General features: G+C 59.8%; 14 protein-coding genes. 12 read left to right on the top strand and 2 right to left on the bottom strand.

Features of this window, described 5'->3' with window-relative positions; translation table 11 throughout:
- The first annotated feature begins 20 nt into the window (after positions 1-20).
- Positions 21-914, top strand: coding sequence for an NAD(P)-dependent oxidoreductase (locus J5278_RS21910; RefSeq protein WP_219259142.1), 894 nt, complete (start codon positions 21-23; stop codon positions 912-914).
- A gap of 118 nt (positions 915-1,032) precedes the next feature.
- Positions 1,033-2,058 (top strand): LacI family DNA-binding transcriptional regulator, encoded by a 1,026-nt coding sequence (locus J5278_RS21905; RefSeq protein ID WP_209186483.1) that lies wholly within the window; start codon positions 1,033-1,035, stop codon positions 2,056-2,058.
- A gap of 236 nt (positions 2,059-2,294) precedes the next feature.
- Here the strand turns inward: J5278_RS21905 and J5278_RS21900 are convergent, their stop codons facing one another.
- Together J5278_RS21900 and J5278_RS21895 are read right to left on the bottom strand one after the other, a co-directional pair.
- Entirely contained in the window at positions 2,295-4,001 is a 1,707-nt protein-coding gene (locus J5278_RS21900; RefSeq protein WP_209186484.1) for an extracellular solute-binding protein, read from the bottom strand.
- 98 nt (positions 4,002-4,099) lie between these two features.
- Positions 4,100-5,002, bottom strand: coding sequence for an NAD(P)-dependent oxidoreductase (locus tag J5278_RS21895; protein WP_209186485.1), 903 nt, complete (start codon positions 5,000-5,002; stop codon positions 4,100-4,102).
- Positions 5,003-5,350: 348 nt separating this feature from the next.
- On the opposite strand from J5278_RS21895, the gene J5278_RS21890 reads away from it, so the two are divergent.
- The 10 genes from J5278_RS21890 (at position 5,351) to J5278_RS21845 (ending at position 13,761) form a co-directional block, all read left to right on the top strand.
- Complete coding sequence (locus tag J5278_RS21890) at positions 5,351-6,139, top strand: glucose 1-dehydrogenase (RefSeq protein ID WP_209186486.1); 789 nt, start codon at positions 5,351-5,353, stop codon at positions 6,137-6,139.
- Positions 6,140-6,246: 107 nt separating this feature from the next.
- Positions 6,247-7,320, top strand: a complete 1,074-nt coding sequence (locus tag J5278_RS21885) for a 2,3-butanediol dehydrogenase (RefSeq protein ID WP_209186487.1) — start codon at positions 6,247-6,249, stop codon at positions 7,318-7,320.
- A gap of 142 nt (positions 7,321-7,462) precedes the next feature.
- Positions 7,463-7,747 (top strand): YciI family protein, encoded by a 285-nt coding sequence (locus J5278_RS21880; protein WP_111221658.1) that lies wholly within the window; start codon positions 7,463-7,465, stop codon positions 7,745-7,747.
- Complete coding sequence (locus tag J5278_RS21875) at positions 7,744-8,757, top strand: Gfo/Idh/MocA family protein (RefSeq protein ID WP_142830993.1); 1,014 nt, start codon at positions 7,744-7,746, stop codon at positions 8,755-8,757. Before J5278_RS21880 ends, J5278_RS21875 begins: the two co-directional genes overlap by 4 nt.
- A 13-nt stretch (positions 8,758-8,770) precedes the next feature.
- On the top strand, positions 8,771-9,754 hold the full coding sequence (locus tag J5278_RS21870) for a zinc-binding dehydrogenase (RefSeq protein WP_219259141.1): 984 nt from the start codon (positions 8,771-8,773) through the stop codon (positions 9,752-9,754).
- Positions 9,755-9,847: 93 nt separating this feature from the next.
- Positions 9,848-10,762 (top strand): intradiol ring-cleavage dioxygenase, encoded by a 915-nt coding sequence (locus J5278_RS21865; protein WP_142830995.1) that lies wholly within the window; start codon positions 9,848-9,850, stop codon positions 10,760-10,762.
- A 2-nt stretch (positions 10,763-10,764) separates the two neighbouring features.
- Positions 10,765-11,844, top strand: a complete 1,080-nt coding sequence (locus tag J5278_RS21860; protein WP_209186489.1) for a maleylacetate reductase — start codon at positions 10,765-10,767, stop codon at positions 11,842-11,844.
- 17 nt (positions 11,845-11,861) lie between these two features.
- Positions 11,862-12,161 (top strand): Dabb family protein, encoded by a 300-nt coding sequence (locus J5278_RS21855; protein WP_142830997.1) that lies wholly within the window; start codon positions 11,862-11,864, stop codon positions 12,159-12,161.
- 75 nt (positions 12,162-12,236) lie between these two features.
- The gene (locus tag J5278_RS21850) at positions 12,237-13,295 is read left to right on the top strand and encodes a ketopantoate reductase family protein (RefSeq protein ID WP_209186490.1); all 1,059 of its coding nucleotides are present in this window, start codon (positions 12,237-12,239) and stop codon (positions 13,293-13,295) included.
- A gap of 316 nt (positions 13,296-13,611) precedes the next feature.
- Complete coding sequence (locus J5278_RS21845) at positions 13,612-13,761, top strand: hypothetical protein (protein ID WP_209186491.1); 150 nt, start codon at positions 13,612-13,614, stop codon at positions 13,759-13,761.
- Positions 13,762-13,850 lie beyond the last annotated feature (89 nt).

Here is a 13,850-nt window from a genome sequence, read left to right as displayed (position 1 = left end):
ACGAAAAGGAGATCTACAAAATGACCAAACGCATTGTGTTTACAGGCGGTACGGGGAAGGCCGGTCGTCACGCCGTTCCCCATCTGCTGGAAAAGGGATATTCCATTCTCAATGTCGACCTGAAGCCTCTCGACCTGCCGGGCGTTAATACGCTGATTACCGACATCACCGATAGCGGCCAGGTCTTCAACGCGTTGACCACGCACTTCGGGTTTGACGGCTACGACGATGGCGCCCCACCGTCTGCCCCCGATGCCGTCGTTCATTTTGCCGCCATTCCCCGCGTCATGATCGAGCCGGACAACAAGACGTTTTCGGCCAATGTCGTTGGAACCTACAACGTCATCGAGGCGGCCATGAAGCTGGGTGTCCGCAAGGTCATCATCGCATCGAGCGAGACCACTTACGGCGTCTGCTTTGCCGAAGGCGACAAGGATTTTCACAGTTTCCCGCTGGAAGAAGACTACGACAGCGACCCGATGGACAGCTACGGCCTGTCGAAGGTCGTCAACGAAAAGACGGCACGGGCATTTTCGATGCGCTACAACGCCGACATTTACGCCCTGCGCATCGGCAACGTCATCGAGCCGCATGAGTATTCCAATTTCCTGGCCTACCTCGACAACCCAATGTCGCGCAAACGCAACGCCTGGAGCTACATCGATGCCCGCGATCTCGGCGAGATCGTCCATCTCTGCATCGAGAAGGACGGCCTCGGCTATCAGGTCTTCAATGCGGTCAACGACACCATTACCGCCGACCTGCCGACTTCGGAGTTCCTCGCCAAATACTGCCCGCAAACTCCTGTAAAGCGTGAGATGGGAAGAGACGAAGCGCCGATTTCCAACCGCAAGGCTCGCGATGTCCTCGGTTTCCGGGAAGCGCACCCGTGGAAGAACTATGTGAAGCGCTAAATTAATCCGGCCGGGGCTGATTTGCATTTTTAGCCTCGGCCAAATACCGTGCGAACAAGGAGCATGTTGGTCGCTCGATTGGCCAATCCTGACCATGGCCGAAACGGGAATCCGCATAATGACAACACGGCGCCGCCTTCCCGACAGAAAGTCCAAGATTACCCTGCGCGAAGTTGCGCTGCGGGCCGATGTGAGCGAATCGACCGTATCCCGCATCATGCGCAACCAGTCGCTGGTCGCCGACGCGACGCGCGAAAAGGTCATGGAAACCGTACGGGCGCTCGGATATGTGCCGAACCGGATTGCAGGTTCGCTCGCGTCGCTTAACTCCCATCTGATTGGCGTGGTCATTCCCTCGCTGTCGAATATCGTCTTTCCGGAAGTCATCCAGGGCGTGCACGAGGCTCTGAAATCCTCGGATTTCCAAGCCGTCATCAGCACCACGGAATATGATATCGACCGAGAAGAGGTGATGGTGCGTGGCCTTCTGGCCTGGAAACCTGCTGCAATCCTTATTGCAGGATTCGATCACACCATGGCGACGCGACGGATGCTGGACCAGAGCGGCGTGCGCGTTGTCGAACTGATGGATATCGACAGTGCGCCGATCGACATCGCCGTTGGCATGTCGCACCGCCGGGCGGGTTACGCGATAGGGCAGCATCTGATCGCGCGGGGCTACCGTCATTTCGGCTATGTCGGTCACGACTGGGCGGCGGACCGCCGCGCGCGGCTTCGCTACGATGGGCTAAGGGAAGCCTTGGCTGAGGCTGGCCTGTCGATCGAGGCGCATGCGATTGCGGATGGTCCGAGTTCGGTCGGCACCGGTCGCGAGCAGACCAAGCATCTTTGTGCGGCGTCTGCCGAAATCGACGTGGCGGTTTATTCCAATGACGACATGGCCGTGGGGGGCGTTTTTCATTGCCTGAGCGCCGGCATTTCCCTGCCCGACGACATGGCGATCTTCGGCTTCAACGGTCTCGAAATCGGCCGCGAACTGCCGCAGCCACTCTCGACGCTGCGCTCCAATCGTTTCATGATCGGCAAGAAGGCGATCGAGGCTATCCTGGAATCGCCGGAGCGATGCACCCGTCCGGTTGTCATCGACACAGGCTTTGAGATTTTCCCCGGCGCCACGGCCTGAAGCGTGTAATCGCCTCGCGTTGGCCGGCGGTCTCATCACGCGCGACATTCGTGGCGCACTCAACCTCAAAATCAAGTTAACTCGATGTAAATCATAATATTTTACCGCTTTTTGGCCCGGTCCGGTGAGCCATGATGCCCTGCTTCTAGTGTTTCAGTTTGCTCAAATGCATGAGGGACTGCCATGTGAGTCTGTCCATGTCCCTCCTCGCCATGGATCGGTGCGGCAAACGCTTTTCAGCGGCGACTTCCAGGGCTTGCACGGAGCTGCAGGTCTATCTGTCTTGCAGCGTCATCGAGTGCCACCCTGTCGGATTTGACCCCCGACAGGGCGTTGTGGATCTCTTCGCCGAGGATCCGCTCTATGGCCGTATACTGAGGGATATTCGGTCGCTGCCAGGTGTGCAGAAGGTTCTTTTTTGCCAGCTGGTCGACGAACCTGACGATTGGCGAGCTCGCCGCCGCCTCGGGGTCGGCGCTGACGGAAAAACGCGGCGCGATGGGAAAGCCGTTCTTGACGTGAGCCTTCATCGCCTCGCGCGATGCCATCCAGGCGATGGCGTCGGCGGCAAGCTCAACCCGCTCTTCCGGCAGGTTGGTTGGAATGCAGAACAGAAACCCGCCGATGGGCGAGGCGCGCGTGCCGCCGGGACCAGCGGGCTGGGGCAGATATTCGACCCGTCTCTTGACCACGGAATGGACATCGTATTCGAAACGCGCGGTGCGCATCGTCCAGAAATAACCGAGACTGGCCTTGCCGGTCATGAACACGTCGAGCGTCCGATCCCAAGCCATGTTGAGGATATCCGGCGGTGAAATCTCGATCAGCCGGCGCATGAAATCCAGGGCCGCCAAACCGGAATCGGAGGAAATCGTGCAGTGCAACTGTTCGAGATCGACACCTTCCAGGGTAAAGCCGGCACGGGTCTTTCTAAGCGAAATTGTCGGCTGGCCGCAGGCGCCGAGGAAAAACATGAAGCTTGAAGCGATCGGCATGCCGCGCGCACCGTCCCACACTGCACCGTACATGCCGTGGTTCGGCGCGTGAAAATGGCGCCCGGCCGCGATGACGTCCTCGAAATTGCGCGGGAAATCTAGGCCTGCATCGGCAAACAGGTCCTTGCGCGCCGCCAGAATCTCGACCGTGCAGTAGCCGGGAACGCCATAATCCTGCCCGTCCCATCTCGCCGTCGACCAGATGGACGGGTGAAAATCGAGGGGATTGATGCCGGTCTTCTGGACCAGTGCGTCGATCGGGCGAATGATATCCTTTTCGACGAACTCGCCGAGCCATGGCATGTTGATGGCGATCACATCGTATTCGGAGACTCTCTTCTTCCGGTTTTCCAGGGCCCTGTTGTACAGATCCGGAAGCGACAGGAGATCGAAGCTCTTCCGGGAGGCAAGGTTGTTGCGGAAATCGGCCCACATGTTGCGCATCGCAGAGAAATAATTGTCATTGTTGAGCAGGAAACGCAGTTCGATTTGGGATTCGGCACGTTTCTGCATGAGCCGCATCGGTGGAATGATGTGTGAGCCGAGAGGGGTGCCGCCAAAATAGTAGTCGTCCTCCTGCTCGCCGCTTCTGAGGCCGAGCGTCTGCGCAAGCAGGGACTTAGTCTTGCCGGCATAGACCTGGAACGCCTTCAGCAAGCTGTCGCTCGGCTGCAGCGCAAAGCTCTTGCCCGTCGTTCCCTTGGCGACCTTGAGAATATATCCGCTGTCGACGAGCCGGTTTATCAGACGCATGGACGTGGCATAGGGCAGTCCGGATTCCTGGCCCAGCGTCGAGATCGACACCGTCTGGCTGTGGATGTGGGACTTGATGAGATACATGACGATCCTCCAGACAGGATCTTCGTCAAAACCGACGACGACGTCCTGGAAAGGCCTGCGGGTCCTTTCCAGAAATTCGATCACGCGCAGCATTTCGTATTCGTTCACGTCGGCCCTCCCGCCCGTCGCGTCATGACATATGGTCGTAGCTCTACCTGATCCTTTTGGCTAGGATCGGTGCAGTTCGGAACCAAAATGCCGGATGGCTATTTTTCGGAAGGGGGAGCAAGTCCGGCGAGGCGTTCCGATTGCTCGAACAGCACGAAGAAGTCCTTGTCGGCCTGGCCGCCGGCGTAGGCCGCCTCGTATTGCTGGCGGATCATCGATGCCAGATACATCGGAGTGTGATCGGCTCTTGCCGCATCCAGGATGAGGTCGAAATCCTTCATCATCTGGGATACGGAAAACGCCGGGTCGAAATTGCGGTTGACCAGCAAGTCCCGCTTGTAGGCAATCAGCGGTGAGGCGACGGCGCTCTCGCAAATCACCGAAAGCATTGTCTCGACCGTGAGATTTCCCTTCAATCCGAGGGTGAGGGCCTCCCCGAGCAGCGCTGACGTTGCGCCGACGAGAGCATTGAGCACGAGTTTGAGGTAGCGTGCCTCCTCGGCCTCGCCGACATAAAAGCGGCGGGACGCAAAGCACTCGAACATCGGCTCCACGCGTTTGTAGGCCTCCTCAGGCCCCGAGGCCATGACTGACAGAGTTCCGGACGATGCGGTCGCGGTGCTGCCGGAAACGGGTGCGCGCAGGTAGGAAACGCCAAGCGCCGACATTGCCTCGTTGACTTCCATAGAAATTGCCGGCGACACCGTGCTCATTTCGACCAGGATCTGTCCGGTCTTCATCGTGGTGGCCAGGCCGCCCGGCGAGAAAACGAGCTCCCGCAGAACGGCATCGTTCGGGATTGTCAGGACGATGACGTCGGAAGCGGCTGCCAGATCTTCAAGCGAATGCGCCACATTGGCGCCCTCGGCAACGATGGTGGCGCGGTTTTCGGGCAAGGGCTCGTAGACGTGCAAGGCATAGCCGGCATCGAGAACGCGGCGGCTCATCGGGGCACCCATTTTACCTATGCCTGCCCAGCCTACTGTAAATCTCTCGCTCATCGACCTCTCCCTTATTCCCGACGACCAGCAGCGCCGGTTTGCCGATCCCTTGTCTGCGGGGGGAACGTGCGTGTCGACAGATGCTCGGCATTCGACCGCATAAACTGTCTCCGTCCTCCCGGAGAAATTAATAGGACGAAGTCGGGATGGAATGCTTGGCAGAAAATATCCAATCCGGACAAATATAGGTTTGTCGGACATCGTGTTTATCCACTAGCTTCGTGGCAGGATGGGCAGCCGTTCCCGGGAGGAACACGAACCGACAATTTTGCAAATTGGCGCGCTTTACTTCGGTAATGCGGCACCGTTGCCTGTCGTCGATATTCGGGACTGGAGGAGGAGGATTGGATGACTGAATCGCTAGAGGGCAGGGTCGTTATCGTCACGGGTTCCGGCAGGGGCATCGGCGCCGGTATTGCCGGCGACCTGGCATCCAAGGGCGCGAAAGTCGTCATTGCAGACCTTGTGGCAGCCGCCGCTGATGCCGTTGCTGCCACTATCAGGTCCGAAGGCGGCGATGCGCTCGGTGTTGCCGTGGACGTTTCGGACCGCTCGAGTGTCAAGGAATTGATTGCCCGGACCGTATCGCATTTCGGCCGGCTGGACGTGATGTTCAACAATGCCGGCATCAGCCAGACATGCCCCTTCCTCGATGTCACCGAAGACGATTTCAACCGCATCATGAAGGTCAATGGTCTCGGTGTTCTGATCGGCACGCAAGAGGCTGCCAAGACGATGATAGCCCAAGGTACAGGCGGTAAAATCATCAACACAGCCTCTATCGCAGGTAAGCAGGGCTATCCCTTGTTTGCGCATTATTGCGCATCGAAGTTCGCGGTGGTGGCCATCACGCAGGCCGCAGCAAGGGCACTTGCAGAGCACAAAATCACGGTCAACTGTTTTGGTCCGGGCGTTGTTGCGACGGAACTCTGGCAGCAGCTGGACCGGGAGTTCATGGAGCATGGCCTGACATCCCAGCCGGATCAGGCCATCAACGAATTCTCGCAGTCGATCTTGCTTGGGCGTGTGTCCGTGCCGAAGGATATCGCCGGCGTTACCACATTCCTGGCTTCGGCCGGGTCCGACTACATCACCGGGCAGACGGTGATGGTGGACGGAGGAATGGTTCTGATCTGATGACATCGGGAGGTGCGGCCGCCACCCGCTGCTCCCACCTGAATGCTGGCAGCGAGAGCTCCTCGAGAGATTACCTCAACGCCGCCCCCACTGGAAAGGATTTCCGTATGAAAGCCGTTCGATACTATTCGAAGAAAGACATTCGCGTCGAAGACGTACCCGCTCCGTCCGGGCCGCTGGGCGATGACATGGTTCTCATACAGCCGCTGGTTTGCGGCATCTGTGGAACCGATCTGCATGAATATATTGCCGGACCGATCGTCACGCCGAGCACGCCGCACGTCTATTCCGGCGCGGTCCTGCCGCAGATCCTCGGGCACGAACTGTCTGCCCGGGTCCTGGCTGTCGGCAAGAACGTGACGCACGTCGCGCCGGGATCGCGCGTCTCGATCCAGCCGCTGATCTCGCCCCGCGAAGACTATTACGGTCGCCGGGGACTGTATCATCTCAGCGAGAAAATGGCCTGCTTCGGCCTGTCCTGGGAATGGGGCGGCATGGGGGAACAGGCGGTCGTCAACAGCTACAATGTCTTTCCGGTGCCGGACAGCGTCAGCGATGTGCAGGCAGCCATGATCGAGCCTGCAGCGGTTGCTCTCTACGGCGTCGATCGTGGCGGCGTGGAGGCAGGCAGCACTGTGCTGGTCTCCGGCGTCGGCCCGATTGGTGCGCTGGTGCTGCTTGCGACGCGGGCAGCCGGTGCGACGACCATTTTCGTTTCCGAACTGAACCCGAACCGCCGCGCCCTTGCCAAGAAGCTGGTGCCGGAAGCGATCGTCTTCGATCCGCGCGAAGTGGATGCCGAGGCGCTGTTCCGCGAGCACACCGAGGAAGGCGTCGGCGTCGACGTGGCGCTCGAATGTGTCGGGGCTGAGGCTTCGCTTAACCTCTGTGCCAGGGCCGTCAAGCGTCAGGGTACGGTCGTGCAGGTTGGTCTGCACGTCAAGCCGGCGGCTATCGATGCGATGCTTTGGGCCCTGAAGGACATCACCGTCGAGGCGACCTGGTGCTACCCGGTGACGATCTGGCCAAGGATCGCGCAGATGATCGGTTCCGGCATCTTTCCGGTCGAGCAGATCGTCACCGCGCAGATTTCTCCGGACGACGTCGTCGAAAAGGGCTTCGAGGCGCTGCTCGATCCCAATGCGTCCCACATGAAGATACTCGTCAACATGAAGGCTTGACCGGAGCACTGACCATTGGATTTCGGCGGCCGCATTTAGGCGGTCGCATTGGTAACTGCCGAAGCCATCGGCCGCGTTATGGGTCAATTTCCGATGATAGACGGCGGCTATTCGATCGCCTGAACAACGAAGAGGTTTTGTCATGCACTATATCGTTCACTGTCTGGACCATCCGGGCGCCGTGGAAAAGCGGCTTGCCAACTATGAAGCGCACAAGGCCTATCTCGGGGCCGCAAAGACCAAAACAATCATTTCGGGGCCTCTCCTCGCCGATGACAACGAAACGATGATCGGTTCGCTGTTCCTGTTTGAGGCAGACACCATCGAAGAGATCGTGGCTTTCAACAAGGCCGATCCGTTCACGGCAGCCGGCGTCTGGAAGTCGGTGAATATCCATCCCTTCAGCAAGCGGGTGGACAACAGATGACAATGATCGAAAACAAGCCGGTGCTTGCGGCCATCGTCGGCCTCGGCTGGTGGGGCAAGAAGATGGCGACACTGGTCAATGCCGGGGGTGCGGAAATGCACTTCGTTCGTGCTGTCGATCCGAGCCCGGAGGCAGAAAGCTTCGCCGGCGAAATGGGCCTGCAATTCTCCCCGGATCTCGCCGATGCGCTGGCTGATCCCGACATCGAGGCTGTTGTCCTTGCAACGCCCCACTCCCTACACCAGAAGCAGATTGCCGAGGCAGTGGCTGCCGGCAAGCATGTGTTCTGCGAAAAGCCGCTGGCGATGACCAGGAAGGATGCCGAAACCTCTGTGGCGTTGTGCCGGGATGCCGGGCTGGTTCTCGGTATGGGCCACGAGCGTCGTTTCGAGCCGCCGATTGCCGAGATCCTCGAGGCGGCAAATAGCGGCAAGCTCGGTCGTCTGCTGCAGATCGAGTCCAATTTCAGCCACGACAAGTTCCTCACGCTCGATCCGTCGAACTGGCGGCTGAACGCGGAGCAGGCGCCTGCCGGTGGCATGACGGCAACCGGCATCCATCTGACCGACCTATCGGTGAAGCTGATGGGGCCCGCAAAAGATGTCCGTGTCATCTGCGAGAACCTCGCTTCGGAGATCCCGCAGGGGGATACGATGAGCGCCCATATCCGCTTCGAAAACGGCGGTTCAGCCTATGTGTCCGCGACGCTGGCCACACCCTTTATCTCGCGGTTCGCGGTGTTCGGGACGTTGGGTTGGATCGAGGTACGCGACAAGGCGCACGTCGAGTCGCCGGACGGCTGGATCGTTACCGAGGGTTGGAAGGGCAAGCCCATCACCGTGCGCGAAGTCGCGCCGGCCGAGCCGGTTCGCGACAACCTGCGAGCTTTTGCCCGAGCCGTGCGCGGCACCGATCCATATCCGATCAGCGGCGAGGAGATGATCAACAACATCGCGCTTCTCGAAGCGATTATCCGCTCCGCACGCTCCGGCGTCGTCGAGCAACTTTGACAGGGAGAGTGTCATGAAAGCTTTGGTATTCGAGGCCCCTGACAGGCCGGCAATCGTCGATGTGGCGATGCCGGAGGTTTCTGCCAACGAAGTGCTCGTCCGCACGCGCGCTGTCGGCATTTGTCACTCGGACTACGAGTTGCTCGCAGGACGATACATCATCCCGATCTCCTATCCGGTGACGCCGGGTCACGAGTGGAGTGGCGAGATCGTCGAGGTCGGGCGCAACGTCACCGGCTTCAAGGTCGGCGACCGCGTCGTCGGCGAATGCGTGGTTCGCACGCCGGAGCGCCTTCATCACTTTGGATTTTCGATGAGCGGCGCCGATCGCGAATTCTTCAACGTCAATCCGGAATGGCTGCACAAGCTGCCGGATGCCGTCGATGACAAGAAGGCGGCGCTGATTGAGCCCTTTACATGCGGCTTTTACGCGATGCTGCGCTCCGGCGGCACCAATGCCAGCGAGACCGTAGTCGTTTCTGGCGGCGGCACTATCGGCCTCGTGTCCGCAGCGGCTGCCATCGGCATGGGCGCACGCGTCATCGTGGTCGACCCGCTGGCTGCCCGCCGCGACGTGGCCCTGAGGCTCGGGGCAGACGCCGCGCTTGATCCGTCCGATGGAGGAGCTGCTGACCGTATCCGCGAAATGACCGGCGGTCACGGCGCCGACCTGGTTGTCGAGGCATCCGGTCACGATGCATCGCTGGCTGCGGCATTCGACTACGCACGGGAAGACGGCCGCATGTCGATGGTCGGGATCAATATCGGGCGCAAGGTGCCGGTCGTCATCGGCCAGATCCAGATGAAGAACCTGACCGTCAGGGGATGCATCGGTTCGCCGGGCGTGTGGCCTGCAGCAATCCGTTTTCTCGAACGCACTGGGATCGATCTTTCGCCGATCCAGACCCACGACTATGCGCTGACGGACGCCGTCGATGCTTTCAGCTTCGGCAAGGACGCAACCAAGAGCATCAAGATCACTCTCCTGAACAACTGACCGCCGCCTCGCGCGGCGGCGATCAGGGAACGGCCAAACCCTCACGGATGCGACCGGATCGTGCCGCGGGGCTCATGGGAAAGGACAACGGAAATGATTGACCAGCAGACGAAACACGACGCCGAGAGCGGATACTTCTCCGAGGAGAGCTCGGTCGAGGTGGTCCTGGCACGGATGGCCGGTAAAACCGATCCGCGTCTGCGCGAGGTCATGAGCGCAGCAATCCGCCACCTGCATGCATTCGTCAAGGAGGTGGAGCCCAATCAGCAGGAATGGGGCATGGCCATCGATTTCCTGACCGAAACCGGCCAGATCTGCAACGAATGGAGGCAGGAGTTTATCCTGCTTTCCGACATTCTGGGCGTTTCCATGCTGGTCGATGCAATCAACAACCGCAAGCCATCCGGGGCGACTGAGACTACAGTGCTCGGTCCGTTTCATGTCATGGACGCACCGCAATACGAGAATGGCGCCAATATCTGTCTGGATGGCAAGGGCGAACCGCTGCTGGTGCGGGGGCGCGTTACCGATACCGACGGAAAGCCGATCGCCGGCGCGATGCTCGATGTCTGGCAAGCCAACGACGAGGGCTTCTACGATGTCCAGCAGAAGGGCCTGCAGCCCGAGATGAATCTGCGCGGCATCTTCAAGACGGATGCCGACGGGTCATACTGGTTCAAGTCGGTGCGGCCAAAATTCTATCCGATCCCCGATGACGGCCCTGTTGGCAAGCTGCTCGGCCAGATGGGGCGCCATCCATTCAGGCCAGCCCACATCCACTTCATCGTCGGGGCTGCCGGCTTCGAGCCCATCACAACGCATATCTTCACGCCGGATTGCCCCTACCTTCATTCTGATGCGGTTTTCGGGGTGAAGGAAGACCTGATTGCCGATTTCGGCAAGCTGGACGATCCGAAGCGCGCTGCCGAGCTCGGCTTCGACAATCCGTTCGAGGCCGTGACTTGTGACTTCGTGCTGGTCACGCCGCAGCAGAAGCTGGAGGCATAGCGATGCAGGCCTTCACCTATAACGCCAATCCCGGGCGCGTGATCTTCGGGCACGGCACGATCGCAAGGCTTGGAGAAGAGGCGGACCGTCTGTCAGCCGACAAGGTACTCGTTCTGTCGACGCCGGAGCAGGCCGAACAGGCGCGGGCCGTGGCCGATCATCTCGGACCGCGTTGTGCCGGCATCTATACGAAGGCGCAAATGCACACGCCAGTCGACGTGACCGTCGATGCGATGCGTGAAGTCGAGCGGCTGAAGGCCAACGCGGTGCTGGCAATCGGCGGCGGATCGACGACGGGGCTCGGAAAGGCCATCGCCTTTCGCACCGATATTCCGCAGATCGTGGTGCCGACCACCTATGCCGGCTCCGAGGCGACGCCGATCCTTGGCGAAACGGAGAATGGTCGAAAGGTCACCAAGTCAGACCCGCGCATTCTGCCTGAGGTGATCGTCTACGACATCGACCTTACCCTAACACTGCCGGTCTCAATGTCCGTCACTTCAGGCCTCAATGCCGTGGCCCATGCGGTCGAGGCACTGTACGCGCGCGAAACCAATCCGATCATTTCGCTGTTGGCCGAGCAGGGGATCGCGGCATTCTCGCGCGCCCTGCCGGTTATCGCCAAAAACCCGGAAGATCCCGAGGCAAGAGCCGATGCGCTATACGGAGCGTGGCTTTGCGGCGTCTGCCTGGGTTCCGTCGGCATGGCGCTCCACCACAAGCTTTGCCACACCCTCGGCGGCATGTTCAACCTACCGCATGCGCCAATGCACACCGCTGTCCTGCCGCACGCCGTCGCCTACAACGCGCCAGCGGCACCGGAAGCGATGGCGCGGATTGCCAGAGCGCTCGGCGCTGAGGATGCGGCGACGGGCTTGTTCGATCTCGCCTCTGGTCTCGGTGCGGATATGGCCCTCAAGTCACTGGGCATGCCCGGCGACGGGATCGATGCGGCGCTCGAGCAGGCTATGTCCAATGCCTACTGGAACCCGCGCACATTGGAAAAGGATGGTCTCCATCAATTGCTGTCTCGCGCCTATGAGGGCGCAAGGCCAGCAGGCGCGTCTGCGTCGTCAAGCTGACCCGGGAAACAGAAACGATGATCAAACATATCGTCATGTGGAACGTCCGCGGTGTCACTGCCGCGGAAAAGCAAGAGGCGGCTTGGAAGGTCAAGCGCAAGTTCGAGGGTCTGGTCGGGAAGGTCCCGGGCTTGCGGACGCTGGAGATCGGCATCGATATCAGCCGGATTTCCTACGCCTGCGACGTGGTGCTGTATTCCGAATTCGAAAGCGAGGCCGATCTGAAGGGATACGCGGAGCATCCGGCCCACCTGCAGGTCAGAAACGAGCTCGAGGGGGTCCGCACGGACCGTTATCAGGTCGACTACATCCCCTGACCCCTGAGACGAGGCTAATGAACTCTCTCACATGCGCTGACGACCGGGCGCGATCATACCCGAAGGAGATACCGCATGAGCTGGGATAAAAAGGGCGGTCCGAGGATCGCGTTTCTGGGTACGGGCGCGCAAGGCGCTTCCATCGGCGCAGATTTCGCGCTTGCGGGCCTGGACGTTACCTTCATCGAACAGTGGCCGGATCACGTGACCGCAATCCGCGAGCATGGCATCACCGTCAACCTGCCGACGCGAACGATCAATGCCAAAGTCCCGGCATTGCATCTTTGCCAGGTAGCGGAAATCAAGGAACCCTTCGATGTCGTCTTCCTGGTGGTCAAGGCCTACGATACGAAGTGGGCCTGCCAGCTCATTGAGCCGGTCCTTGCGCCAGACGGTCTGGTTGTCGGCCTGCAGAATGGCATGACCCATGAGGATATTGCTGCGATCGTCGGCCGGGAGCGGACCATCGGCGCGGTGATCGAGATCGCCTCGAACATGTGGGTGCCCGGTGTCACCAACCGTCAGAACGACCACGACACCTCTTGGTTCGCTCTCGGCGCGCTCGATCCGCAAACGCAGCCAAGGGTCGAGGCCGTTGCCGATCTGCTGCGCAATGCAGGCACGGTCGAGGTCACGGACGATATCCGTTCGGCGAAATGGATGAAGCTCGTCGTCAACGCGGCCGAACTTATTCCTTCGGCGATCATCAATCTGCCGCTCGGAGACGCAGCACGAACTCCCGGCATGCTGGAGACGATGCGTGCCGCCGGCTACGAGGCCATGCATGCGGCGCTCGCCGATGGCGCCAGGATCGTGCCCATCATAGGCATGCCGCCGGTCACGACCAACGACCCGGAGCGCTATGTCGACAAAATCTTCGAAGAAGTGCTGACGGTCTTCTCGCAGGCCGACACGTTGACGACGTCGTTGCAGGACTGGCGAAAAGGGCGTCGTGCCGAGATCCAGGAGGTCAACGGCTGGGTCGTGGACATCCTGAAAGCGCACGGCCGGCCGGCTCCGGTGAACCAGCGCGTCATGGAAATCGCCTACGAGATCGAAAACGGCACGCTCGAAGCTAGGCCGGAGAATTCGAAGCTGCTGATCGAGGCCTATGAGGCTGCCGGCAAGAGATGACAGCTGCCGACCAGGGCAAGTCTATTGATGAAACAGTCCAGATGGTCGGGTTTGTGCCGCCTCGATACGCAGGCGGAGATGCACCCAAGTTTTTGATTTCTTTCCATGAAATTCCAGCGATCAAGCTTTGAAAATGCGCCTTATCCAATCCGGACATCTTCGATGTTTTCTCGCGCTTCAAAATGCATAAAGGTGGAGGCGAGGAGTTGGGAGGAGTGCCCTTACCTCAACAAATAGATCGAAGCCGTAGCTTTCTCGAAAGGGAAGGTCTCTTGTTCTGTGACTTTATTTTGCAGTTGCTTGGAGGAGCATGGATATGGACGACCAAATCTACAATTCGCCTGCCTGCAATTGCGCCGGACAATTGAAACTGCAGGTAATGACCGTGCTTTCGGGCGATAGGCACATTTCCGCTCAGGCGCGTGAAGTACAAAATTCAGGATTGGCAGTAAATGCCCACGAGTAACCGCGGGTAGTGTCAGGCACGTGGGCTCATGCGTGGTCGTTCCGGCATGGCGCATCCGCGTATCCCGGGTGCCCGAGTTTTTCAGCATA

This window comes from Rhizobium sp. B21/90 (assembly GCF_019355815.1).
Taxonomy (GTDB): domain Bacteria; phylum Pseudomonadota; class Alphaproteobacteria; order Rhizobiales; family Rhizobiaceae; genus Rhizobium; species Rhizobium rhododendri.
This window is presented reverse-complemented; position numbering and strand designations above follow the sequence as displayed.